Here is a 24,508-nt window from a genome sequence, read left to right as displayed (position 1 = left end):
AATATGTCATGCCGTGCTCAGAGTTGGCCCAGTCCGGGAATACTCACAGCATGTCTGCCGAGTACGCGACCTTCGGCCTGGCACCGGCGATGCGTGCCGGTGGAGTACTGGCCAACGGTGACTACCAAGCGCACCGGGACTTCGTCGACTTCATCGTCGACGGACGCCCGCTGCTGTACCAGCTGTCCGACCTCGACGCCGTGTCCCCCCTCGCCTCCGACGTACCACCCGCGATCTTCATCGCCCAGGTGCAGAGCCTGCTGCTGGAAGCCGACCCTCCGCTGAAGGGCGGCCGGTACGTCATATACGGCTGCCCGGAGTGCGAGGACCTCGCCTGCGGTGCCGTGACCGCCGTGATCGACCGGCACGGCGACGACTTCGTCTGGCGCGACTTCGCCTGGCAGACCGACGAACACCCGGACCTGGAACGGAACGGCTATCACGGCATCGGCCCCTTCCGCTTCCACGGCGACACGTACCGTGCCGCCCTCGGCTCCCTGCTCGCCGGGGCCAGGGGCGAGCGCCGCCGGGTCCTGCTCATCGGCGCCCGGGCCGCCGTCCTGGGCAAGCTCGCCGCCGCCCTGCGCATCATCGGCATCGGCGCCGACATCACCCGGGACGCCACCGGCGTACCCGCCGACGAACTGCGCACCTACGGCGCCGTCGCCTTCGGCCGGGCCGTCACCGAGCACGAACGCGCCGACGTCCGGCGCTCCTTCGAACAGGCCGGCGTCGACGTCGCGTACGTCGAGGGGCTGGCCCCGATCGTCCCGCTCCTGGTCGCCCAGATAGAGAACGCCCTGGACCGCAGCCCCCGGGAACAGCGCCGGCTGACCCGGCTGGTCGCCGCCGACGGCGAGGCGGGCATCGAGGTCACCTCACCCTGCCGGGTCCGGCTGACCGCGTACCGGCTGGACCGCCTCTACCGCACCCATATGCACGAGGTCTTCGACGGCGTCCTCGAAGCGGGCCGCCACCGGCTTCCGCTGGACACGAAGGCGACCAGAGGGGAGTCCTTCATCGTGGCGCGGACGTCCGGGAGCGTACTGGTGGAGGCGATGGCCCGCTGACAGTCAGGGCCGGGCGCCCGCGTGCGCGAAACCCTGGCGCGGGCGCGCGGGCCCGGCGATTAGGATCGGCCTCCTGATGACTGCCACTCTCGTCGCCAAGAACCTCGCCGCCGGCCACGGCGACCGCACCCTCTTCGCCGAACTCGACCTCGTCGTCGCGCCCGGCGACGTGATCGGTCTCGTCGGTGCCAACGGCGCGGGCAAGTCCACCCTCCTCCGGATGCTCGCCGGTCTCGACAAGCCCGACGAGGGCGAGCTGCGGCTCTCCCCGCCCGCCGCGGCCGTCGGCCATCTGCCGCAGGAGCCGGAGCGCCGGCCAGGCGAGTCCGTACGGGAGTTCCTGGCGCGCCGCACCGGCGTGGCCGAGGCCCAGCGGGTCATGGACGAGGCCACACAGGCGCTCGTCGACGGGGCACCGGGCGCGGACGACGCGTACGCGGACAGCCTGGAGCGGTGGCTCGCGCTGGGCGGCGCCGACCTCGACGAGCGGGCCGAGGAGGTCGCCGACTCGCTCGGCCTCGCCGTCGGCCTGGACCAGCCGATGACCTCGCTCTCCGGCGGTCAGGCGGCCCGCGCCGGACTCGCCTCGCTCCTTCTGTCCCGCTACGACGTGTTCCTGCTCGACGAGCCGACCAACGACCTCGACCTGGACGGTCTGGAGCGCCTCGAACGCTTCGTCTCCGGGCTGCGCGCGGGAACGGTCGTCGTCAGCCACGACCGCGAGTTCCTGACCCGCACGGTCACCAAGGTCCTCGAACTCGACCTGGCGCAGCAGCAGATCACCCTGTACGGCGGCGGCTACGAGGCCTATCTGGAGGAGCGGGACGTGGCGCGCAGGCACGCCCGCGAGGGCTTCGAGGAGTACGCCGACAAACGGTCCGCCCTTGAGGGCCGCGCCCAGATGCAGCGCTCCTGGATGGACAAGGGCGTCAAGAACGCCCGGCGCAAGGCGAACAACGACAACGACAAGATCGGCCGCAAGTTCCGCAGCGAGGCCAGCGAGAAGCAGGCCGCGAAGGCCCGGCAGACCCAGCGCATGATCGAGCGGCTCGACGTGGTGGAGGAGCCCCGCAAGGAGTGGGAGCTGCGGATGGAGATCGCGGCGGCCCCGCGGTCCGGCTCCGTGGTCGCCACCCTGCGCGACGCCGAGGTCCGGCGCGGCGACTTCACCTTCGGCCCGGCCACGCTCCAGATCGACTGGGCGGACCGGGTGGCCGTCACCGGCGTGAACGGCGCGGGCAAGTCCACGCTGCTCGGCGCCCTGCTCGGGCGGGTGCCGCTGGACTCGGGGCACGCCACGCTCGGCTCGGGAGTGATCGTCGGCGAGGTCGACCAGGCCCGCAAGCTGTTCCACGGCACGGAGGCCCTGCTCGACGCGTTCTGCGCGGCCGTCCCCGACACCGAGCCGGCCGAGGTCCGTACGCTCCTGGCCAAGTTCGGCCTCAAGGCGGAACACGTCCTGCGCCCGGCCGCCAGCCTCTCCCCGGGCGAACGCACCCGCTCTGCCCTGGCCCTGCTCCAGGGCCGAGGCGTGAACCTCCTGGTCCTCGACGAGCCGACCAACCACCTCGACCTGCCTGCCATCGAACAGCTGGAGTCGGCCCTCGACTCCTACGAGGGCACGCTGCTCCTGGTCACCCATGACCGCCGCATGCTGAACGCGGTCCGCACGACCCGCCGCCTGGAGGTGGCCGCGGGCAAGGTGGTGGAACGCTGAGCGTTCCCCGTGACGGACCGCACCGTCGTGGGGGGGGGGGGGGGCGGGGGGGCCCCCCCCCCGGCCCCCCCCCCCCCCCCCCCCCCCCCCCCCCCCCCCCCCCCCCCCCCGGCCCCCCCCCCCCCCCCCCCCCCCCCCCCCCCCCCCCCGTCCCCNNNNCCCCTTGCCGTACCGCAGGGTGGTGAGGGGGGGGGGCGTGGGGGCCGCCCGCGCTGTCCCCCGCGCGCCTACGGGGCGCCCGTTAGGCGCGCGGGGAACTGCGCGACCAGCCCCCACCGGACCCGCACGTCACAACGGCCCGTACCCGCCCCTCCGGTGGAGCCGGGCCCGGCAGCCCAGAACTCAGCCCCGCCTCTTCCCACCCTTCGGGTCGGCGAGCCCCGCCCGCCGCAAGGCGTCAGCCATCGCACTGTTCCCGGGCGCTGGCGCGGACGTGGACGCCTGACGCGAACCCCCGCCACCCCCTCCGCCGGTACGCCCCCGCTGCTGAGGCGGTCGCCCACCACGCTGGGAGCCCCGCTGAGGGCGCCCGGAGCCACCCTCCTGCGCCGCCGCCGACGCGTCGTCGTCCAACCGCAGGGTCAGAGAGATCCGCTTCCGCGGAATGTCGACCTCCAACACCTTCACCTTCACGATGTCCCCGGACTTCACGACGTCCCGAGGGTCCTTGACGAACGTCTTGGACATCGCGGAGACATGGACGAGCCCGTCCTGGTGCACGCCCACATCCACGAACGCCCCGAACGCCGCCACGTTCGTGACGACCCCCTCGAGCACCATTCCCGGCTCAAGGTCGGCGATCTTCTCGACCCCGTCCTTGAAGGTCGCCGTCTTGAACGCGGGCCGCGGGTCGCGCCCCGGCTTCTCCAGCTCCCGCAGGATGTCCGTCACCGTCGGCAGACCGAACTTCTCGTCCACGAAGTCGGTCGGCCGCAGCGAGCGCAGCGCTCCCGTGTTGCCGATCAGCGAACCGACCCCGCTGCCCGCCGTCTTCACCATCCGGCGGACCACGGGGTACGCCTCGGGGTGCACGCTCGACGCGTCCAGCGGGTCGTCGCCGCCACGGATCCGCAGGAAGCCCGCGCACTGCTCGTACGCCTTGGGGCCGAGCCGTGCCACCTTCTTCAGCGCGGTGCGTGAGGTGAACGGGCCGTTCGCGTCGCGGTGCGCCACGATGTTCTCGGCGAGCCCGGAGGTGATGCCGGAGACCCGGGTGAGCAGGGGAGTGGACGCGGTGTTCACGTCCACTCCGACGCCGTTCACACAGTCCTCGACAACCGCGTCGAGGGAGCGCGAGAGCTTCACCTCGGACAGGTCGTGCTGGTACTGGCCGACGCCGATCGACTTCGGGTCGATCTTCACCAGCTCGGCGAGCGGGTCCTGCAGCCGCCGCGCGATGGAGACCGCGCCGCGCAGCGACACGTCCATGCCGGGCAGCTCCTGCGTGGCGAACGCCGACGCCGAGTACACGGACGCCCCCGCCTCGGACACCATCACCTTGGTGAGGTTCAGCTCCGGGTGCTTGGCGATCAGTTCACCGGCGAGCTTGTCCGTCTCGCGGGACGCCGTGCCGTTGCCGATGGCGATCAGCTCGACCGCGTGCTCCTTGGCGAGGCGGGCGAGCTTGGCGATGGCCTCGTCCCACCGGTTCGCCGGGACGTGCGGGTGGATGACGTCCGTGGCGACGGCCTTGCCGGTCGCGTCGACCACGGCCACCTTCACCCCCGTACGGAACCCCGGGTCGAGCCCCAGCGTCGAGCGGGTGCCCGCCGGGGCGGCGAGGAGCAGGTCGCGCAGGTTCGTCGCGAAGACGTTGACCGCCTCGTCCTCGGCGGCCGTGCGCAGCCGCAGCCGCAGGTCGATGCCGAGATGGACGAGCAGCCGGGTGCGCCAGGCCCAGCGGACCGTGTCCGTCAGCCACTTGTCACCGGGTCGGCCGCGCTCGGCGATCCCGAAGCGCTGCGCGACGATCCCCTCGTACGAGGACGGGCCGGGCTGCTCGGACGGCTCCTCGGGCTCCAGGACGAGGTCGAGGACGTCCTCCTTCTCGCCGCGCAGCATGGCGAGGATGCGGTGCGAGGGCAGCGCCTTGAAGGGCTCGCTGAAGTCGAAGTAGTCGGCGAACTTGGCGCCGGCCTCCTCCTTGCCGTCCTTGACCTTGGCGGCCAGCCGGCCGCGCACCCACATGCGCTCGCGCAGCTCGCCGATGAGGTCGGCGTCCTCGGAGAAACGCTCGGTGAGGATCGAGCGGGCGCCGTCGAGGGCGGCCTGCGGGTCGGCGACGCCCTTGTCGGCGTCCACGAAGGCCGTGGCCGCGGCGACCGGATCGACGGACGGGTCCTTGAGAAGTCCCTCGGCGAGCGGCTCCAGGCCCGCCTCACGGGCGATCTGCGCCTTCGTGCGGCGCTTCGGCTTGAACGGCAGGTAGATGTCCTCCAGCCGCGCCTTGGTCTCCGCGCCCTGGATCCGGGCGGCCAGCTCGTCGGTGAGCTTGCCCTGCTCGCGCACCGAGTCGAGGATCGCCGAGCGCCGCTCCTCCAGCTCCCGGAGATAGCGCAGCCGCTCTTCGAGCGTGCGCAGCTGCTCGTCGTCGAGCATCTCGGTCGCTTCCTTGCGGTAGCGGGCGATGAAGGGCACCGTCGAGCCGCCGTCGAGCAAGTCGACGGCCGCCTTGACCTGCCGCTCCCGTACGCCGAGTTCCTCGGCGATCCTGCCTTCGATGGACCCTACGAGGGGTGTCGTCACGATCCCGTACCGCCTTCTTGACTGAGGTTGCGCGGCAATTGTGGCAGGTGGCACCGACAACGGGGGATCAAGGGCGGCCGGACGCGCCCGGCGTTCGACGGGATGTCCGGCCGGAGGGGGTCAGCCCTTGCCGAACGCGCTCTCGGGGAAGGCGCCGGCGGCCAGCGCCTTCGTCGTCAGCCCCGTACCCAGCTCCGTGAGGCGCTCGACACCGGCGGCGCCCAGATGCTCGTACGGAGCCGTGTCCAGGCGGTCCGTGCTCGCCTCGATCTCCTTGCGCAGGGCGGCACCGGCCTCGGTCAACTCGCCCTCGGCGGTGAGCAGTCCCCGCTCCCGGAGGCGCCCCTGGGCCGCGTTCCAGTCCTCGCGGTGCCAGCCGCGGGAGGACAGGACCCACTTCGGTGCCATGCCCTTGCCGGTGGCGGTGTGGCTCACCAGCGCCTCCACGGGGTCGAGTTCCGCGCCGAGGAGCACCGCGAGGTGCCCGTCGCCCCGGTGCTCGCGCAGCAGCGTGGCCGCGTGCCAGAGCGCGAGGTGCGGCTCCTCGGGCACCGGCAGGTCCGCGTGGGCGGCGTACAGCGGGCGGGCGGTCCTGGTGCACGCCTCCGTGGCGCGCAGGGCGAGCTGCGCCGCCTCGGCGACCTCCTTGGAGGCGATCACCTCGTCCCCGAGCAGCCGTCGCAGCAGGCGGTCCGCGACACGCAGGCGTGCCGCGAGCACCACCTCCGGAGAGGCGATCCGCCACACCTCGGGCACGTGCCGCGCCACCAGCTCGTGGCGGAAGTTGTAGAACGTCGCCGTGACGGTGCCCGGGCCCACCGCCCCCATGGCCGCGGCACGCGACGCGAAGTAGGCGGCACTGCGGTCCGTCACCCCGACCGCGGCCAGCTCCGTGCCGAGCTCGGGTGAGAAGTACTGGCACGAGTGCAGCGGGTTGAGGACGTTGTGGCATCGGCGTCCGGCACGCTCCGGCAGGGCTGTCGTCATGCCCGGCACGTTACCGACTGGTTGGTACGCAGGGAATGGTGGGGCACCCATCCGGCCGTACTCGCACCCGCATGGCAGAAAAGGTGGGCTACTCGTCATTGCGGCCATGCGTGCACAGGCGAAGAATCGGGCCCATGGCGCACCGAACCGTCCTCCTCGTCCTCTTCGACGGCGTCCAGAGCCTCGACGTCACGGGCCCCGTGGAGGTCTTCGCGGGCGCGGACCTCCAGGCCGGCGGGCCCGGGGAGACGTACCGCATCCACACCGCCTCCCTGGACGGCTGGCCGGTGCGCACCTCCAGCGGGCTGACCCTGGTCCCGGACCACGCGCTCGTCGACGCCCCCGCGCCGCACACCCTGCTCGTCCCGGGCGGGCGGGGCTCACGCGGCCCCGATCCGCGCGTGCTCGACTGGCTGCGCGAGCACGGCCCGCGCGCCGAGCGGCTGGTCTCCGTCTGCACCGGGGCGATCCTGCTCGCCGAGGCGGGCCTCCTGGACGGCCACCGGGTGACGACCCACTGGGCGTACTGCGAGCGCCTCGCACGCGACCACCCGGCCGTGGAGGTGGACCCCGATCCGATCTACGTACGCGACGGCAGGGTCGCCACCTCGGCCGGGGTCACCGCCGGGATCGACCTCGCCCTCGCGCTCGTCGAGGAGGACGTCGGCCGGGAGGCGGCGCTCGCCGTGGCCCGCCACCTCGTGGTCTTCCTCAGACGCCCGGGGAACCAGGCCCAGTTCAGCGCCCAGCTGTCCGCCCAGACGGCCCGGCGGGAGCCTCTGAGGGACGTCCAGCAGTGGATCACCGAGCACCCCGGCGACGACCTGTGCGTGGAGAAGCTCGCGGCCCGCGCCCGGTTGTCGCCCCGCCACTTCGCCCGCGCCTTCCAGGCCGAGACGGGCACGACGCCCGGCCGTTACGTCGACTCGGTCCGCCTCGAACACGCCCGCCGCCTCCTGGAGGACACCACGGACGGCGTCGAGGAGATCGCGAGATCCAGCGGCTACGGCACCCCCGAGGCGATGCGCAGAGCCTTCATGAAGACCCTGGGCACACCCCCGGCGGAATACCGCCGCCGCTTCCACCCGATGACCAGCGCCCCGTAGAGGGAAGCCCGTCAGGGCGCCCGTCAGAGGCGCCCTTCAGGGGCGCGAGGAACTGCGCGACATGCCCCCACCGATCCCGCACGTCACCTCCAGCCTCAGCCTGCCCTTCAGGGGCGCGGGGAACGGCGCGACCAGCCCCCACCGAACCCGCACCCAACCTCAGACCTCAGCACCCCCGGACCTCTCCGCACCCCCCGGACCTCGACACCCCGCCACAAAAGAAGGCGCACCCATGCAGATCGCCATCGTCATCTTCGACCGCTTCACGGCCCTGGACGCAGTGGGCCCCTACGAAACCCTCGGCCGTCTCCCCGACGCGGACACCGTCTTCGTCGCCGAGCAGCGCGGCGCCGTCCGCACCGACACCGGCAACCTCGCCATCACGGCCGACAAGGCCCTCGCCGAGGTCCCGCACCCGGACATCGTGGTGGTCGCGGGAGGCCCCGGACAGACCCCGCAGATGGAGAACGAGGCGCTCCTCGACTGGCTGCGCACGGCCGACACCACCAGCACCTGGACGACATCCGTCTGCACGGGCTCACTCCTGCTGGCCGCGGCCGGACTGCTCCGGGGTCGCCGCGCGACCTCGCACTGGCTGGCCCTCGACCATCTGGAGCGCTTCGGCGCCGAGCCGACGGGGGAGCGGGTCGTCACCGACGGCAAGTACGTGACGGCCGCCGGCGTCTCGTCCGGCATCGACATGGGCCTCACGCTGCTCGGCAGGATCGCGGGCGACGAGCACGCGCAGGCGGTGCAGCTGGCGGTGGAGTACGACCCCCGGCCGCCCTACGACGCGGGCTCCCCGCAGAAGGCACCCGCCCACCTCGTAGAACAGCTCCGCTCACGCAGCCGCTTCATCCTCTCCTAGGCCGCGTCCCAAAGCCGCGTCCTGGGCCCTAGGAGCCGACCCGGCGGCCGGCCTCTCCGGGCGCGGACGCGGTCCAGGTGAACTCCGGAGGCCGGCGCTCCAGGAAGGCGGCGACGCCCTCCGCGGTGTCGTCCCCCTCGCGCGCCTGCCGCGCCCAGTACCCGTCCCGGTCGGTGCGGCCGTCGGCGAACTCCTTCGCCGCCGCCTGCGTCAGCTGCGAGCGGGTCACGAGGATCCGGGCGAACTCCGCGACGCGCCCGTCCAGTTCGCCGTCGGGCAGCACCTCGTCCACCAGACCGGTGCGCAGCGCCCGCCCCGCGTCGATCAACTCGCCTGAGAACAGCAGGTACTTGGCGGTCGCGGGCCCCACCAGGGACACCAACCGCCGTGTGGAGGAGGCCGCGTAGACGATCCCCAGCTTCGCCGGGGTGATCCCGAACGAGGCCCGCTCGTCCGTGAACCGCAGATCGCACGCCGCGGCGAGCTGACACCCGCCGCCCACGCAGTAGCCGCGTACGGCCGCGACGGTCGGTTTGGGGAACGCGGCGAGCGCGTCCTCCGCCCGTACGGCGAGGCCCTGCGCCTCCCCGGCCGAACCCCGCAGCGAGGAGATGTCGGCCCCGGCGCAGAACGTCCCGCCCTCACCGGTGAGCACGAGCACGCGTACGGCCGGGTCGCCGGCCAGGGTGTCGAGCAGGGGCGGCAGCGCCCGCCACATGTCCGCCGTCATGGCGTTGCGCTTGGCGGGGTGGTGGATGACGACGGTGGCGACCCCGTCGGCGACGCTGCGCAACAGCTGCGGATCCATGGCCGGATGCTACGTGGTCGGGGGCTCCGTGATCGGTCTCGGGCCGAGCCAAACCCGTACAACCCGAAGAGTTCCCGATCCGGCACAGGACGGACAGGATCTGTCATTCGGCTGCCGATGGCACGCGTCAGCGATCAGAAGGCGTCGATATTCGCTGACTTCTGTTCAGTCATCCGGTATGGACCAGCGCGTTATCAACACTCGACGTGTGGTGACAATCGAGCGCAAGGGCGGCGACCTGACGATGGACGACCAGGGGCGGGGGCCCGGCCCACGTCCTGAAGGCGGAGGGGAGGCGCCCCCCGACGAGAGACCGCCCGGCCCACTGCCGTACGAGGGAGTCTGGCGGTTCACCGCTCCCGCCGTCGACTCCTCCGTACCCCAGGCACGGCACGCGGTCCGCGACCTGCTGGTCCGCCAGGGCGTACCCGTCTCGGACGACATCGTCGAGGGACTGCTCCTGATCGTCTCCGAGCTGGTGACCAACGCGGTGCGGCACGCGGCCCTGCTCTCCCCGATGCTCGGCGTCGAGGTCGCCGTCGGAGCCGAGTGGGTGCGGGTCTCCGTCGAGGACAACCATCCCTACCGTCCGACGGCCCTGGAGGCCGACCACGGCCAGACCGGTGGCCGCGGTCTCCTCCTCGTGCGCGAGATCACCCGCGAGGCGGGCGGGATGTGCGACGTGGAGCACACGGCGACGGGGGGCAAGGTGATCTGGTCCGCACTGCCCCTCACCGTCGCCCGGGCGGTCTGAGGGTCACCAGCCCGCGGCGTCGCCCGTCAGTTCCCTGATCGCCGGCCGGGCCGAGTCCAGCACGGTCATGAACCACGCCGAGAACGGGTCCTTCGCATGCCGCTCGGCCAGCTCGCCCGCACTCACGAAGACCGTCGACCCGACCTCCTCGGGGTCGGGCCGCACAGCCGACTGCACCATCCCGACGAACAGATGGTTGAACTCCTGCTCCACCAGTCCCGAGTCCGGGTCCGGGTGGTTGTAGCGGACCGTGCCCGCCTCGGCGAGGAGCGACGGAGAGACCCCCAGCTCCTCGAACGTCCGCCGCGCGGCCGCCGCGAAGGGCGCCTCGCCGGGGTAGGGGTGACCGCAGCACGTGTTGGACCAGACACCGGGGGAGTGGTACTTGCCCAGCGCCCGCTGCTGCAGCAGCAGTCGGCCCCGCTCGTCGAAGAGGAAGACGGAGAACGCCCGGTGCAGCTGCCCGGGCGGCTGATGTGCCGTGAGCTTCTCCGCCGTGCCGATCGTGGTGCCGTCCTCGTCGACCAGTTCGAGCAAGATGGCTTCAGCGGTGCCGTTCGACGAACTGTGCGTCGCGGTGGCAGGAGTGATCGGCATACCCATCCTTCGCATCGGTCTTCAAGCCCCAAGTCTGCCGTACCGAACCGGCACTCCCGGCACCACGCGGGGTCCCGCACGTCCGGTTCCGCCGCGCGGCCGAACCGGACATCGCGCCCGGTACCGGCCGGACGCCGAAAGGGGCCGGGCACCTCATCGTTCCCGCCGCTACCGGCACAGAACCGTCCAGAACGGGAGTATTCGCCCTTTCACCCGCAGGGGGCGGCCGGTTCGAACGCCGTAGCGCCGGATCCGGCGCCCCGCGCCCGCTGACCGGCCCGCACCCGTGCGCGGCGCCTCCACCACCGGGCGTACGCCGGATCGTCACGCGTGATGCAGCTGCCAGCCCTGCCACGCCGACTCGACCATCTCGCGCACGCCCCGCCGCGCGGTCCAGCCCAGTTCCTCGGCGGCCAGCGCGGCCGAGGCGACCGCGCGCGGCGCGTCACCCGGGCGGCGCGGCTCGACGAGCACCTCACGGGTGTCGCCGGTGACCTCGCCGATGAGCGTCACCAGTTCGCGCACCGAGACGCCCTCGCCGCGGCCGATGTTCACCGTCAGATCGCCCGCACCGCCCGCACCGCCTGAGGTGTCCGAGGAGGCCAGCCGGCGGGCCGCCGCGAGATGCGCCTCGGCGAGATCGGCGACATGGATGTAGTCGCGGACGCAGGTGCCGTCCGGCGTCGGATAGTCGTCGCCGAAGATCCGGGGAGCCTCGTCGCGGGTGAGCCGGTCGAAGACCATCGGGACCACGTTGAAGACACCGGTGTCCGCCAGCCCGGGGACGGCGGCGCCCGCCACGTTGAAGTAGCGCAGGCACACGGTGTCGATGCCGTGGGCACGGCCGGCGGCCCGCACCAGCCACTCACCCGCGAGCTTCGTCTCGCCGTAGGGGCTCATCGGGGCACACGGGGTGTCCTCCGTGATGAGGTCCACATCCGGGTTGCCGTACACGGCCGCGGAGGACGAGAAGACGAACCGCCGCACACCCGCCCCGGCGACCGCGTCCAGGAGCGTGGCGAGTCCGCCGAGGTTCTCCTGGTAGTAGCGCGTGGGCTGGGCCACGGACTCACCGACCTGCTTGCGCGCGGCCAGGTGCACCACACCCGTCACCGCGTGCTCGACGAGGACCCGCTTGAGCAACTCCCCGTCCAGCGACGAACCCTGGACCAGTGGAATACCGTCGGGCAGCCGCGCGGGAACCCCGGCCGAGAGGTCGTCGAGCGCGAGCACGCGCTCCCCGGCCTCGGCCATGGCACGCGCCACATGCGCCCCGATGTATCCAGCCCCACCTGTGATCAGCCATGTCATGGACGCCCACCCTATGCCGGTCCGCTCCGGTCGGAACCCACATGTGCTCCGGCCCCACGACGCGGGAGCCGTGCCCTGAATTGCGTCGGAATAGGCCGTGGTTTGTGGGCCGGGGCCCGGATCCACGATGATGATCGCCGAGGACGTACCGATCAGAACGTGTTGATCGGACCGTGAACGGGCGGTGAACGGCCGCTTCCCATCATCCGATAGCCTCTGCCGACATGCCGCCCGGCCGTCCCAGGGCGCACCCCCACCACGCACCTGCCCGGCGTCGTGCACGCCGGAACCCAGAGGAGTGAGTTCGTCCTGTCGACCGCCATCCTCACCGGTCAGCCGGTCCCCGGGTCGTCGCTCGAAGGCGATCTGCGGTCCCTCGGCTTCGACGTGCGGGCCGCCACCGACGCGGCCGACGCCGAGACGCTCCTCGCCGCCGTCCCCGCGGACCAGCGGGTCGCCGTCGTCGACGCCCGCTTCGTGGGCCACGTCCACGCGCTGCGGCTCGGCCTGACCGACCCCCGCTTCGACGCCGCCGCGATCCCCGGCGCCGTCACCGCCAAGTCCGCGGCCCGTCCGGCACTGGCCCGCGCGCTGCGCACCGCCTCCTCGGACGCGTCGAACGGCTCCGTGGTGGTCGGCATCGTCGCCGACCGTGTCGCGGAGGCCCTCGACACCGATCTGCACCGCCCCGAGCTGGGCGAACTCGTCGCCGAGGTGCCGAGGGACCCGCAGGCCCGCAACGAGGCCCGGCAGTCCGTGGCCTCCGTGGACGACGAGGCGATCCGGCTGCGTACGGCCGTGAAGTCCCGCGACGGCTTCTTCACCACGTACTGCGTCAGCCCGTACTCCCGCTACCTCGCCCGCTGGTGCGCCCGCCGCGGACTGACCCCCAACCAGGTCACCACGGCGTCACTGATCACCGCGCTGATCGCGGCCGGCTGCGCGGCGACGGGCACCCGGGCCGGTTTCGTCGCCGCGGGACTGCTGCTCCTCTTCTCCTTCGTACTCGACTGCACGGACGGCCAGGTCGCCCGGTACTCCCTGCAGTACTCGACGCTCGGCGCCTGGCTCGACGCGACCTTCGACCGCGCCAAGGAGTACGCCTACTACGCGGGCCTCGCCCTCGGTGCGGCCCGCGGCGGCGACGACGTATGGGCGCTGGCCCTCGCCGCGATGGTCCTGCAGACCTGCCGGCACGTCGTCGACTTCTCCTTCAACGAGGCGAACGTCGACAGCGCGGCGGCCGGCACCAGCCCCACCGCGGCTCTTTCGGGCAAGCTCGACAGCGTCGGCTGGACGGTCTGGCTGCGCCGGATGATCGTCCTGCCCATCGGCGAGCGCTGGGCGATGATCGCAGTACTTACTGCGTTCACGACGCCCCGTATCACCTTCTACGTACTGCTGATCGGCTGCGCGTTCGCGGCCTGCTACACCACCGCGGGCCGGGTGCTGCGCTCGGTGACCCGCAAGGCGCAGCGCAGCGACAAGGCCCTGCGGGCGCTGGCGGATCTCACGGACTCGGGCCCGCTCGCCGAGGTGTGCGCTTCCGCGCTGCGCAAGCTGCCCGCCCGGCCGCCGGCCGGCTCGCGTCTGCTGATCGTGCTGCCGGGCGCCGTGATCCTCGTCGCCGCGGCCTGGACCGCCGGCTACGGCAGCTGGTGGCCCGTCCTCGCAGCCGCGCTGTACGTCCTCACCTCGGGTGCGGCGGTGGCGCAGCCTCTCAGGGGGGCCCTGGATTGGCTGGTCCCGCCGCTGCTGCGGGCCGCCGAATACGGCACCGTCCTCGTACTGGCCGCCAAAGCCGATGTGAACGGCGCCCTTCCGGCAGCTTTCGGGCTGGTGGCGGCCGTCGCCTACCATCACTACGACACGGTGTACCGCATCCGCGGCAACGCCGGCGCGCCGCCGCACTGGCTGGTGCGGGCGATCGGCGGGCACGAAGGCAGGACGCTGCTGGTCACCGTCCTGGCCGCGCTGCTCGCCGCAGAAGATTTCAAGGTCGCGCTCACGGTTCTCGCCGTGGCCGTGGCTCTGGTGGTGCTCTTCGAGAGCATCCGCTACTGGGTGACCGCCCACAGGCGCGGCGCACCCGCCGTACACGATGAAGGAGAACCCGCATGATCGGCCTCGTGCTGGCTGCCGGCGCCGGACGGCGTCTGCGCCCCTACACCGACACCCTGCCCAAGGCTCTGGTGCCGGTGGGACCCGAAGGCGACGAGGACAGCATCACGGTGCTCGACCTCACCCTCGGCAACTTCGCCGAGATCGGCCTGACCGAGGTCGCGATCATCGTCGGTTACCGCAAGGAAGCCGTCTATGAGCGCCGCGAGGCGCTGGAGCAGAAGTACGGCGTCAAGATCACGCTGATCGACAACGACAAGGCCGAGGAGTGGAACAACGCCTACTCCCTGTGGTGCGGCCGTGACGCGATCAAGCACTCGGTGATCCTCGCCAACGGCGACACCGTGCACCCGGTCTCCGTCGAGAAGACCCTGCTCGCCGCCCGCGGCGACGGCAAGAAGATCATCCTCGCCCTCGACACGGTGAAGTCCCTCGCCGACGAGGAGATGAAGGTCGTCGTGGGCCCCGAGGGCGGCATGACGAAGATCACCAAGCTGATGGACCCCGCCGAGGCGACCGGTGAGTACATCGGCGTGACCCTCATCGAGGGCGACGCCGCCGACGAGCTGGCCGACGCCCTCAAGACGGTCTTCGAGACGGACCCGCAGCAGTTCTACGAGCACGGCTACCAGGAGCTCGTGAACCGCGGCTTCCGGATCGACGTGGCCCCCATCGGCGACGTCAAGTGGGTCGAGATCGACAACCACGAGGACCTCGCCAAGGGACGCGTGATCGCGTGCCAGTACTGACGAGGCTCATCCCCTCGCCGGTCGTCGTCGACATCCGTCCGGGTGCCCTGGACGACCTCTCCGCGGTCCTCGCCGACCAGCGCATCTCGCACTCCGGCAAGCTGGCCGTCGCCATCAGCGGCGGCTCGGGCGCCAAGCTGCGCGAGCGGCTGGCCCCGGCGATGCCGGGCGCCGACTGGTTCGAGGTCGGCGGCGGCACCCTCGACGAGGCGATCAAGCTCGGCGACGCCATGAAGAAGGGGCGCTACGACGCGGTCGTGGGCCTCGGCGGCGGCAAGATCATCGACTGCGCGAAGTTCGCCGCGGCCCGGATCGGCCTCCCGCTGGTCGCCGTCGCGACGAACCTCTCGCACGACGGTCTGTGCTCCCCGGTCGCGACCCTCGACAACGACGCGGGCCGCGGTTCGTACGGTGTGCCGAACCCGATCGCCGTGGTCATCGACCTCGACGTGATCCGTGAGGCCCCCGTCCGCTTCGTACGCTCCGGCATCGGCGACGCCCTGTCCAACATCTCCGCGATCGCGGACTGGGAGCTGGCCAACCGCGAGAAGGGCGAGCAGATCGACGGCCTCGCCGCCGCGATGGCCCGCCAGGCAGGCGAGGCCGTGCTGCGGCACCCGGGCGGCGTCGGCGACGACGGCTTCCTCCAGGTGCTCGCCGAGGGCCTGGTCCTCACCGGTATCTCCATGTCGGTCGCGGGCGACTCCCGGCCGGCGTCCGGCGCCTGCCACGAGATCAACCACGCCTTCGACCTGCTCTTTCCCAAGCGCGCCGCCAGCCACGGCGAGCAGTGCGGTCTGGGCGCGGCCTTCGCGATGCACCTGCGCGGGGCCCGCGAGGAGTCGGCGTACATGGCCGAGGTCCTGCAGCGCCACGGGCTGCCCGTGCTGCCGGAGGAGATCGGCTTCACCCCGGACGAGTTCGTCCAGGTCGTGGAGTTCGCTCCGTCGACCAGGCCGGGCCGCTACACGATCCTCGAACACCTCGACCTCTCCACCGACCAGATCAGGGACGCATACGCCGACTATGCAAAAGCCATCGGTAGCTGAGCTCCGCCCGGTCGTGCACCCCCCGGGTGTCAAGGACCGGCGGAGCGGCGAGCACTGGGGAGGCCGGCTCTACATGCGCGAGATCTCGTTGCGCATCGACCGGCACCTGGTGAACACCAAGGTCACGCCCAACCAGCTGACCTACGTGATGACCGTCTTCGGCGTGCTCGCCGCCCCGGCGCTGCTGGTGCCGGGCATCCCGGGCGCCCTGCTCGGCGTACTGATGGTCCAGCTGTACCTGCTGTTCGACTGCGTCGACGGCGAGATCGCCCGCTGGCGCAAGCAGTACTCGATGACCGGGGTGTACGTCGACCGCGTCGCCGCCTACCTGTGCGACGCCGCGGTCCTGGTCGGCTTCGGCCTGCGCGCCGCCGATCTGTGGGGCACCGGACGCATCGACTGGCTGTGGGCCTTCCTCGGCACCCTGGCCGCCCTCGGCGCCGTCCTGATCAAGTCGGAGACCGACCTCGTCGGGGTGGCCCGCCACCAGACCGGCAAGGCACCGGTCCAGGAGTCGGCGTCCGAGCCGCGCTCCTCCGGCATGGCGCTGGCCCGCCGGGCCGCGGGCGCGCTCAAGTTCCACCGGCTCGTCCTCGGTATCGAGGCGTCCCTGCTGATCCTGGTCCTCGCGGTCCTGGACACGGTCCGGGACGACCTGTTCTTCTCACGGCTCGGCGTAGCCGTCCTGGCCGGTATCGCCATGCTGCAGACGGTGCTGCACCTGGTGTCCATCCTCGCTTCGAGCAGGCTGAAGTGAGCACGGCCACGAAGGTCGGCGCGGTGATCATCACCATGGGCAACCGCCCCGACGAACTCCGCGCCCTCCTCGACTCGGTCGCCAAGCAGGACGGTGACCCGGTCGAGGTGGTCGTGGTCGGCAACGGCTCGCCCGTCCCGGACGTCACCGGGTCCATACCCGGTGTCCGCACGGTCGAGCTGCCGGAGAACCTCGGCATCCCCGGCGGCCGCAACGTCGGCATCGAGGCGTTCGGCCCCGGTGGCACCGACGTGGACGTCCTGCTCTTCCTGGACGACGACGGCCTCCTGGCCCGCCACGACACCGCCGAACTGTGCCGGCAGGCCTTCGCGGCCGACCCGGAGCTCGGCATCGTCAGCTTCCGTATCGCCGACCCCGAGACCGGCGTCACCCAGCGCCGCCACGTGCCCCGGCTGCGCGCCTCCGACCCGATGCGCGACTCCCGCGTCACCACCTTCCTCGGCGGCGCCAACGCCGTCCGTACGAAGGTGCTCGCCGAGGTCGGCGGACTGCCCGAGGAGTTCTTCTACGCCCATGAGGAGACCGACCTCGCCTGGCGGGCCCTCGACGCGGGCTGGATGATCGACTACCGCTCGGACATGGTGCTCAACCACCCCACGACCGCACCCTCGCGGCACGCGGTCTACCACCGGATGGTCGCCCGCAACCGCGTCTGGCTCGCCCGCCGCAACCTGCCCGCCCCACTGGTCCCCGTGTACCTCGGCGTGTGGATGCTGCTCACGCTCGCCCGTCGGCCCTCGCGCCCGGCCCTGAAGGCCTGGTTCGGCGGTTTCAAGGAGGGCTGGACCAGCCCGTGCGGCCCCCGGCGCCCCATGAAGTGGCGTACGGTATGGCGCCTGACCCGTCTGGGCCGACCACCCGTCATCTGACACGCTCGATATCTGAGAGCATTCGGGCCGTACCCCGGTCCCTGTTTTTGGCCTACGCCCTACCAGGCCGCGCACCTTGAGGACGAAAGTTTCCCTGTGAGTGAGACAACGCATGACGGCGGCGTCGCGGTGAGCGCCCCCCCGTCCCCCGATGAAGGGCTCTCCGCGGCGGACCTCGCCGCCAAGTACGGGCTGGCCGTCAGCGGCGCCCGGCCCGGACTCGTCGAGTACGTCCGTCAGCTCTGGGGACGGCGTCACTTCATCCTCGCCTTCTCGCAGGCGAAGCTCACCGCCCAGTACAGCCAGGCCAAGCTCGGCCAGCTGTGGCAGGTGGCCACACCGCTGCTGAACGCGGCCGTGTACTTCCTGATCTTCGGCCTGATCCTGAAGGCCGACCGCGGCATGGACCGGGAGGTCTACATCCCGTTCCTGGTGACGGGCGTCTTCGTCTTCACCTTCACCCAGAGCTCGGTGATGGCGGGCGTGCGCGCGATCTCCGGGAACCTGGGACTGGTCCGGGCGCTGCACTTCCCGCGCGCCGCGCTGCCGATCTCGTTCTCGCTGCAGCAGCTCCAGCAGCTGCTCTTCTCGATGATCGTGCTGTTCGTCGTGGCGGTCGGCTTCGGCAGCTACCCCCAGCTGTCCTGGCTGCTGATCCTTCCGATCCTGGTGCTGCAGTTCCTCTTCAACACCGGCCTCGCGATGATCATGGCCAGGATGGGCGCCAAGACCCCTGACCTCGCCCAGCTCATGCCGTTCGTGATGCGTACGTGGATGTACGCGTCGGGTGTCATGTTCTCGATCCCCGTGATGCTCGACGAGCACCCCAAGTGGATCGCCGACATCCTCCAGTGGAACCCGGCCGCCATCTACATGGACCTGATGCGCTTCGCGCTCATCGACGGCTACGGCTCCGAGAACCTGCCGCCGCACGTGTGGGCGGTCGCGGGCGGCTGGGCCGTCCTCGTCGCCGTCGGCGGTTTCGTGTACTTCTGGAAGGCTGAGGAGCGTTACGGCCGTGGCTGAGCAGAACGACAGGAACCCCCTGATCCCGACCGTCATCGCGGACGAGCTGCACATCGTCTACCGCGTCAACGGCGCCAAGACCGGCAAGGGCAGCGCCACCTCCGCCCTCAGCCGCATACTCCGGCGCGGCGAGGAGCGGGGCGTGCGCAAGGTGCACGCCGTGCGCGGTGTCTCCTTCAAGTCCTACCGCGGCGAGGCCATCGGCCTCATCGGCTCCAACGGCTCCGGCAAGTCCACCCTGCTGCGGGCCATCGCCGGACTGCTCCCCGCGGAGAAGGGCCACGTCTACACCGACGGCCAGCCCTCGCTCCTCGGCGTCAACGCGGCCCTGATGAACGACCTCACGGGCGAGCGGAACGTCATCCTCGGCGGACTGGCCATGGGCATGTCCCGTGAGCAGATCAGGGAGCGCTACCAGAGCATCGTCGACTTCTCGGGCATCAACGAGAAGGGCGACTTCATCACGCTGCCCATGCGCACCTACTCCTCGGGCATGGCCGCCCGGCTGCGCTTCTCCATCGCGGCCGCCAAGGACCACGACGTCCTCATGATCGACGAGGCCCTCGCGACCGGCGACCGCAAGTTCCAGAAGCGCTCCGAGGCCCGGATCCGGGAGCTCCGCAAGGAGGCCGGCACGGTCTTCCTCGTCAGCCACAACAACAAGTCCATCCGTGACACGTGCGACCGCGTCCTGTGGCTGGAGCGCGGCGAGCTGCGCCTGGACGGACCGACCGACGAGGTCCTCAAGGAGTACGAGAAGTTCACCGGCAAGTAGTCCCGGTCGTAGAAGAAGCACGCAGGGCCCCGCCGGAACGGTTCGGCGGGGCCCTGCGTCTGCAAAGGAAACGCCAACTCCGGGAGCCCGTAGGAATCTTGACGCCAATCGGTGTGTTCTTGTGATGTGCAGGACACCCCGGCGGAGCATGGCGGGTTGTACAACGTAAGCTGTACCGGTGCTGATTCGCGGCAAGTAGGGCGATACTGCGCGACACCCGGCATAGGGTCTGCCGCGCGGACGGCCGGGCGGCGTGTCCGAAATAGTCACCATTGGGTCAGCAGTGTAGAACGGGAGATGTGACGGCGATGGCTACGGAAACTCTCCAGCTCCGCTGCGCGTGTGCCGTCCGTGCGTGTGCCGTCCGTGGCCCGGGCGGCCGGCGATGACGCCGGCCGGAACGGCACGCGCCGGTGACCCGGAGCGCAGCACCCTCGACAAGGCCGCGGACGAGAACTTCCCCGTGGCGCCGTTCTTCCTGCCCAGGGCCTGGCGGGCCGACCTCATGGCCGTCTACGGCTTCGCGCGGCTCGTCGACGACATCGGCGACGGAGACCTGGCCCCCGGCGGCGCGGACGCCCGCCTGCTGGGCGTGTCCCCCGAAGAGGCGAAGGACCGGCTCGTCCTGCTCGACGCCTTCGAGGCGGACCTGCACAGGGTCTTCGACTCGACTCCGGGTCACCCGCTCCTGCGCCGCCTGCAGCCCACGGTCCGCCGCACGGGCCTGACCCGCGAGCCCTTCCTCGGTCTGATCGCCGCGAACCGCCAGGACCAGCTCGTCAAGCGGTACGAGACCTACGACGCCCTCCTCGCCTACTGTGAACTGTCCGCGAACCCGGTCGGCCGACTCGTCCTGTCCGTCACCGGCACCTCGACCCCCGAGCGGGTCCGCCTCTCCGACGCGGTCTGCACGGCCCTGCAGATCGTCGAGCACCTCCAGGACGTCGCCGAGGACCTCGGCCGCGACCGCATCTATCTTCCCGCCGAGGACATGAAGCGCTTTCACGTCCAGGAGGCGGATCTCGCCACGCCCACGGCAGGCGCATCGGCGCGCGCACTGGTTGCATACGAAGCAGAACGCGCCCGGAACCTCCTGAATGAAGGCACCCCCCTCGTGGGTAGCGTCCACGGCAGGCTGAAGCTGCTGCTCGCGGGGTTCGTGGCAGGAGGAAGGGCGGCGATCCACGCGATCGCCGCCGCCGAATACGACGTACTTCCCGGCCCGCCGAAGCCCGGCAAGATCCAGTTGCTGCGCGAGGTGGGAGTGACTCTGCGAGGAGAGGGGTGATCCGGACCGTGGAGTCGGAACCACACATGTCCGCACCGGTACTCGCCGCTTACGGCTACTGCGAGGCGGTCACCGGGCAGCAGGCCCGGAATTTCGCGTACGGCATCCGGCTGCTGCCGGCGCCCAAGCGACGGGCCATGTCGGCCCTGTACGCGTTCTCACGGCGCGTCGACGACATCGGTGACGGCGTGCTCGCCCCCGAGGTCAAGGCGAAGCGGCTGGAGGAGACCCGGGCGCTGCTCGGCCGGATCCGCGACCGCTCGGTCGACGAGGACGACACCGATCCGGTCGCCGTCGCCCTGCGGCACACGGCCGACCACTTCCCGGTGCCGCTCGACGGCCTCGACGAGCTGATCGACGGCGTACTGATGGACGTCCGCGGCGAGACGTACGAGACCTGGGACGACCTGAAGGTCTACTGCCGCTGCGTCGCCGGAGCCATCGGCCGGCTCTCGCTCGGCGTCTTCGGTACGGAACCGGGGGCGCGCGGCGTCGAGCGGGCGCCGGAGTACGCGGACACGCTCGGGCTCGCGCTGCAACTGACCAACATCCTCAGGGACGTTCGCGAGGACGCCGAGAACGGGCGTACGTATCTGCCCGCGGACGACCTCGCGAAGTTCGGCTGCTCGGCCGGGTTCAAGGGATCGCGCCCGCCGGAGGGCTCCGACTTCGCGGGCCTCGTGCACTTCGAGGTGCGCCGGGCCCGTGCGCTCTTCGCGGAGGGCTACCGGCTGCTGCCCATGCTGGACCGCCGCAGCGGCGCCTGCGTGGCCGCGATGGCGGGCATCTACCGCCGCCTCCTGGACCGCATCGAGCGCGAACCGGAGGCCGTCCTGCGCGGCCGGGTCTCGCTCCCCGGACGCGAGAAGGCGTACGTCGCCGTGCGCGGCCTCTCCGGCCTCGACGCCCGGCACGTCTCCCGGCGAACCGTCAGGAGGCGCGCTTGATGGACACTTCGCCCCAAGGTGACGCAAGTACCTGGAAACGGCGCGCAACCCTCCAGCCCGGGACTGCGTCCCTGACTGCATCGGCCGCCCGTGCCCCGCTCCACCGGCACGGCGAGGCCGCGGGGGAAGGTGCACGATGAACGACACCACGCAGGACGAGGGGCCCGATACGGGCTCCCCGGGACGCCCCACGACGGCCGTGGTGGTCGGCGGGGGGCTCGCGGGAACGACCGCGGCGCTAGCGCTGGCCGACGCCGGAGTCCGGGTGACGCTGCTCGAAGGCAGGCCCCGCCTGGGCGGGCTCGCCTTCTCGTTCCAGCGCGACGGACTCACCGTGGACAACGGCCAGCATGTGTATCTGCGCTGCTGCACGGCGTACCGCTGGTTCCTCGACCGCGTCGAAGGAGCGGCGCTCGCGCCGCTGCAGGACCGTCTCGACGTGCCCGTCCTCGACGCCGGGGCCCCGGCCGGACGACGGCTCGGCAGAATCGGCCGAACGGCGCTGCCCGTCCCGCTGCATCTGGCGCGCAGCCTCGCGACCTACCCGCATCTCTCGCTCGCCGAGCGCGCCAGGGTCGGCCGTGCCGCTCTGGCGCTCAAAGGACTCGACCTCGCCGATCCGGCGCTCGACGCGCAGAGCTTCGGCGGCTGGCTGACCGCGCACGGTCAGTCCGACCGGGCCATCGAGGCACTGTGGGACCTGGTGGGGGTCGCCACCCTCAACGCGGTGGCCGGCGACGCCTCGCTCGGGCTCGCCGCGATGGTGTTCAAGACCGGTCTGCTGTCCGACCCGGGCGCCGCCGACATCGGCTGGGCGCGCGTCCCGCTGGGTGAACTGCACGACCGGCTGGCCCGCAAGGCGCTCGACTCCGCGGGAGTCCGTACCGAGGTCCGTACACGAGTCACCTCCATCTCCCAACACGAGAACGGCCGTTGGAGCGTTCAGGTTCCCGGCGAGAGGCTCGACGCCGACACGGTCGTCCTCGCCGTACCGCAGCGCGAGGCCCACGATCTCCTGCCCGAGGGCGCACTCGACGCCCCGGAGCGGCTGCTGGAGATCGGGACGGCGCCGATCCTCAACATCCACGTCGTGTACGACCGCACGGTGCTCAGAAGGCCGTTCTTCGCCGCGCTCGGCTCCCCGGTGCAGTGGGTCTTCGACCGGACCGAGGCGTCCGGGCTGACCGAGGGCCAGTACCTCGCGCTCTCCCAGTCGGCCGCGCAGGACGACATCGACGCACCGGTCGCGGCGCTGCGCGAGAAGTACCTGCCGGAACTGGAGCGGCTGCTGCCGCACACCGGGGACGCGGAGGTCCGGGACTTCTTCGTGACCAGGGAGCGCACGGCGACGTTCGCCCCGACCCCCGGCGTCGGACGGCTGCGGCCCGGCGCCCGCACCAAGGCCCCCGGCCTGTACCTGGCCGGCGCGTGGACCGCCACAGGGTGGCCCGCGACCATGGAGAGTGCGGTCCGCAGCGGCGTGAGCGCGGCGGACGCCGCACTAGGAGGCTGCTGATGGATCTCCGTGGGAAAGGAGCGGCGTCCGGTGCGTGCTCTCGGTGTGCCGGGCGCAGTCCCGCGTACTGGACGTACTTGGGTCTGTGCCCGGTGCGGCGAGAGTGCGTGCCGGGCGTCGCGACGCCGCGGAGATCCATCAGCAGCCCCCTGGCCCTGGGCCGGCCACGCGACCACCTCTTCGAGGTCTTCGAGGAGGCGGCGTGACGCTCGATCAGAGCGACGGGGCCACCGTCGCCCGCTCCGGCACCGGCCCCCGCACCCCCCGTATCGCAAATAGAGGAGAGACTGTGCCCACTGTGCCCCCGGCATCGAAGGCTGCCGACGCGGTGGACGTGACCGCGCTCCTGGAGCGCGGCCGGACCCTGGCCTCACCCGTACTGCGGGCGGCCATCGACCGCCTCGCACCGCCCATGGACACCGTCGCCGCCTACCACTTCGGGTGGATCGACGCCGAGGGCAACCCCGCCGAGGGCGACGGCGGCAAGGCCGTACGCCCCGCTCTCGCCGTGCTGTCCGCCGAGGCCGCCGGAGCGGCCCCCGAGGTGGGCGTGCCGGGCGCGGTGGCCGTCGAGCTGGTGCACAACTTCTCCCTCCTGCACGACGACCTGATGGACGGCGACGAGCAGCGCCGCCACCGTGACACCGTCTGGAAGGTGCACGGCCCCGCCCAGGCGATCCTCGTCGGCGACGCCCTGTTCGCGCTGGCCAACGAACTGCTCCTGGAGCTCGGCACGGTCGAGGCGGGCCGCGCCACCCGCCGGCTGACCACCGCCACGCGCGCGCTGATCGACGGCCAGGCCCAGGACATCTCCTACGAGCACCGCGACCGCGTCAGCGTCGAGGAGTGCCTGGAGATGGAGGGCAACAAGACCGGCGCCCTGCTCGCCTGCGCCTGCTCCATCGGCGCGGTCCTCGGCGGCGCCGACGACCGCACGGCGGACACGCTGGAGAAGTACGGCTACCACCTCGGCCTCGCCTTCCAGGCCGTCGACGACCTCCTCGGCATCTGGGGCGACCCGGTGGCCACCGGCAAGCAGACCTGGAGCGACCTGCGCCAGCGCAAGAAGTCCCTGCCCGTGGTGGCCGCCCTCGCGGCCGGCGGCCCGGCCTCCGAGCAGCTGGGCGAACTGCTCGCCGCGGACGCCAAGAGCAGCGACTTCGAGAACTTCTCCGAGGAGGAGTTCGCCGTACGCGCCGCGCTCATCGAGGAGGCGGGCGGCCGCGAGTGGACCGCCCAGGAGGCGCGCCGCCAGCACACCGTCGCCGTCGAGGCGCTCGACACGATCGACATGCCGGACCGGGTGCGGGCTCAGTTCGTGGAGCTCGCCGACTTCGTCGTCGTACGAAAGAGATGATCACTATCGGTCGAATAGCCCTCGCGTAGTCGCCGGCCGGTGCTGCGGAAGAACGAGCACCGGCCGACGG

At 71.6% G+C, this 24,508-nt stretch carries 22 protein-coding genes; 17 read left to right on the top strand and 5 right to left on the bottom strand.

Features of this window, described 5'->3' with window-relative positions; translation table 11 throughout:
- Window positions 1-50 precede the first annotated feature (50 nt).
- Together ACZ60E_RS06300 and ACZ60E_RS06295 are read left to right on the top strand one after the other, a co-directional pair.
- Window positions 51-1,070, top strand: coding sequence for an oxidoreductase (locus ACZ60E_RS06300; RefSeq protein WP_469438709.1), 1,020 nt, complete (start codon window positions 51-53; stop codon window positions 1,068-1,070).
- Between the two features lie 76 nt (window positions 1,071-1,146).
- Window positions 1,147-2,787 carry an ABC-F family ATP-binding cassette domain-containing protein gene (locus ACZ60E_RS06295; protein ID WP_469438705.1) on the top strand — a complete coding sequence of 547 codons (1,641 nt, stop codon included), beginning with the start codon at window positions 1,147-1,149 and terminating at the stop codon, window positions 2,785-2,787.
- 342 nt (window positions 2,788-3,129) lie between these two features.
- On the opposite strand, the gene ACZ60E_RS06290 is transcribed toward ACZ60E_RS06295, so the two are convergent.
- Both ACZ60E_RS06290 and ACZ60E_RS06285 read right to left on the bottom strand, forming a co-directional pair.
- Window positions 3,130-5,532 carry a Tex family protein gene (locus ACZ60E_RS06290; protein ID WP_469438703.1) on the bottom strand — a complete coding sequence of 801 codons (2,403 nt, stop codon included), beginning with the start codon at window positions 5,530-5,532 and terminating at the stop codon, window positions 3,130-3,132.
- A gap of 120 nt (window positions 5,533-5,652) precedes the next feature.
- On the bottom strand, window positions 5,653-6,519 hold the full coding sequence (locus ACZ60E_RS06285; RefSeq protein WP_384814805.1) for an SCO6745 family protein: 867 nt from the start codon (window positions 6,517-6,519) through the stop codon (window positions 5,653-5,655).
- Between the two features lie 134 nt (window positions 6,520-6,653).
- Here ACZ60E_RS06285 and ACZ60E_RS06280 point away from each other — a divergent pair, with 134 nt between their 5' ends.
- Together ACZ60E_RS06280 and ACZ60E_RS06275 are read left to right on the top strand one after the other, a co-directional pair.
- Window positions 6,654-7,625, top strand: coding sequence for a GlxA family transcriptional regulator (locus tag ACZ60E_RS06280; protein WP_469438700.1), 972 nt, complete (start codon window positions 6,654-6,656; stop codon window positions 7,623-7,625).
- A gap of 232 nt (window positions 7,626-7,857) precedes the next feature.
- Complete coding sequence (locus ACZ60E_RS06275) at window positions 7,858-8,493, top strand: DJ-1/PfpI family protein (RefSeq protein WP_469438698.1); 636 nt, start codon at window positions 7,858-7,860, stop codon at window positions 8,491-8,493.
- Between the two features lie 28 nt (window positions 8,494-8,521).
- Here the strand turns inward: ACZ60E_RS06275 and ACZ60E_RS06270 are convergent, their stop codons facing one another.
- On the bottom strand, window positions 8,522-9,301 hold the full coding sequence (locus ACZ60E_RS06270) for an enoyl-CoA hydratase/isomerase family protein (RefSeq protein WP_469438696.1): 780 nt from the start codon (window positions 9,299-9,301) through the stop codon (window positions 8,522-8,524).
- Between the two features lie 244 nt (window positions 9,302-9,545).
- On the opposite strand from ACZ60E_RS06270, the gene ACZ60E_RS06265 reads away from it, so the two are divergent.
- Window positions 9,546-10,055, top strand: coding sequence for an ATP-binding protein (locus ACZ60E_RS06265; RefSeq protein WP_384814857.1), 510 nt, complete (start codon window positions 9,546-9,548; stop codon window positions 10,053-10,055).
- Window positions 10,056-10,058: 3 nt separating this feature from the next.
- On the opposite strand, the gene idi is transcribed toward ACZ60E_RS06265, so the two are convergent.
- Both idi and galE read right to left on the bottom strand, forming a co-directional pair.
- On the bottom strand, window positions 10,059-10,652 hold the full coding sequence (gene idi / locus ACZ60E_RS06260) for an isopentenyl-diphosphate Delta-isomerase (protein ID WP_384814814.1): 594 nt from the start codon (window positions 10,650-10,652) through the stop codon (window positions 10,059-10,061).
- Window positions 10,653-10,976: 324 nt separating this feature from the next.
- Window positions 10,977-11,963, bottom strand: a complete 987-nt coding sequence (gene galE / locus ACZ60E_RS06255; RefSeq protein WP_469438693.1) for a UDP-glucose 4-epimerase GalE — start codon at window positions 11,961-11,963, stop codon at window positions 10,977-10,979.
- Window positions 11,964-12,272: 309 nt separating this feature from the next.
- Between galE and ACZ60E_RS06250 the strand changes: the two genes are divergently transcribed.
- From ACZ60E_RS06250 to ACZ60E_RS06195, 12 genes are all read left to right on the top strand, one after another.
- Window positions 12,273-14,084: a DUF5941 domain-containing protein gene (locus tag ACZ60E_RS06250; RefSeq protein ID WP_469438998.1), complete on the top strand. Its 1,812-nt coding sequence runs from the start codon at window positions 12,273-12,275 to the stop codon at window positions 14,082-14,084.
- Window positions 14,081-14,833, top strand: a complete 753-nt coding sequence (locus ACZ60E_RS06245; RefSeq protein WP_210887711.1) for a phosphocholine cytidylyltransferase family protein — start codon at window positions 14,081-14,083, stop codon at window positions 14,831-14,833. The genes ACZ60E_RS06250 and ACZ60E_RS06245 overlap by 4 nt, the downstream gene beginning before the upstream one ends.
- Entirely contained in the window at window positions 14,821-15,882 is a 1,062-nt protein-coding gene (locus ACZ60E_RS06240) for an iron-containing alcohol dehydrogenase family protein (protein ID WP_384814821.1), read from the top strand. The genes ACZ60E_RS06245 and ACZ60E_RS06240 overlap by 13 nt, the downstream gene beginning before the upstream one ends.
- Entirely contained in the window at window positions 15,860-16,639 is a 780-nt protein-coding gene (locus ACZ60E_RS06235) for a CDP-alcohol phosphatidyltransferase family protein (RefSeq protein WP_107019959.1), read from the top strand. The genes ACZ60E_RS06240 and ACZ60E_RS06235 overlap by 23 nt, the downstream gene beginning before the upstream one ends.
- A gap of 35 nt (window positions 16,640-16,674) precedes the next feature.
- Window positions 16,675-17,529 carry a glycosyltransferase family 2 protein gene (locus tag ACZ60E_RS06230; protein WP_384814863.1) on the top strand — a complete coding sequence of 285 codons (855 nt, stop codon included), beginning with the start codon at window positions 16,675-16,677 and terminating at the stop codon, window positions 17,527-17,529.
- A 96-nt stretch (window positions 17,530-17,625) separates the two neighbouring features.
- Window positions 17,626-18,555 carry an ABC transporter permease gene (locus ACZ60E_RS06225; protein ID WP_384814825.1) on the top strand — a complete coding sequence of 310 codons (930 nt, stop codon included), beginning with the start codon at window positions 17,626-17,628 and terminating at the stop codon, window positions 18,553-18,555.
- Entirely contained in the window at window positions 18,548-19,330 is a 783-nt protein-coding gene (locus ACZ60E_RS06220) for an ABC transporter ATP-binding protein (protein ID WP_107019957.1), read from the top strand. Before ACZ60E_RS06225 ends, ACZ60E_RS06220 begins: the two co-directional genes overlap by 8 nt.
- Before the next feature lie 385 nt (window positions 19,331-19,715).
- Entirely contained in the window at window positions 19,716-20,618 is a 903-nt protein-coding gene (gene hpnC, locus ACZ60E_RS06215; protein ID WP_469438682.1) for a squalene synthase HpnC, read from the top strand.
- Window positions 20,615-21,565, top strand: coding sequence for a presqualene diphosphate synthase HpnD (gene hpnD, locus ACZ60E_RS06210; RefSeq protein ID WP_384814831.1), 951 nt, complete (start codon window positions 20,615-20,617; stop codon window positions 21,563-21,565). Before hpnC ends, hpnD begins: the two co-directional genes overlap by 4 nt.
- Window positions 21,565-21,705: a DUF6380 family protein gene (locus ACZ60E_RS06205; protein WP_384814834.1), complete on the top strand. Its 141-nt coding sequence runs from the start codon at window positions 21,565-21,567 to the stop codon at window positions 21,703-21,705. Before hpnD ends, ACZ60E_RS06205 begins: the two co-directional genes overlap by 1 nt.
- The gene (gene hpnE / locus ACZ60E_RS06200; protein WP_469438677.1) at window positions 21,702-23,081 is read left to right on the top strand and encodes a hydroxysqualene dehydroxylase HpnE; all 1,380 of its coding nucleotides are present in this window, start codon (window positions 21,702-21,704) and stop codon (window positions 23,079-23,081) included. The genes ACZ60E_RS06205 and hpnE overlap by 4 nt, the downstream gene beginning before the upstream one ends.
- 202 nt (window positions 23,082-23,283) lie before the next feature.
- A complete protein-coding gene (locus ACZ60E_RS06195; protein ID WP_384814838.1) occupies window positions 23,284-24,438 on the top strand; it encodes a polyprenyl synthetase family protein in 1,155 nt (384 codons plus the stop codon).
- Window positions 24,439-24,508 lie beyond the last annotated feature (70 nt).

The organism is Streptomyces sp. NPDC102514, assembly GCF_055584525.1.
This window is presented reverse-complemented; position numbering and strand designations above follow the sequence as displayed.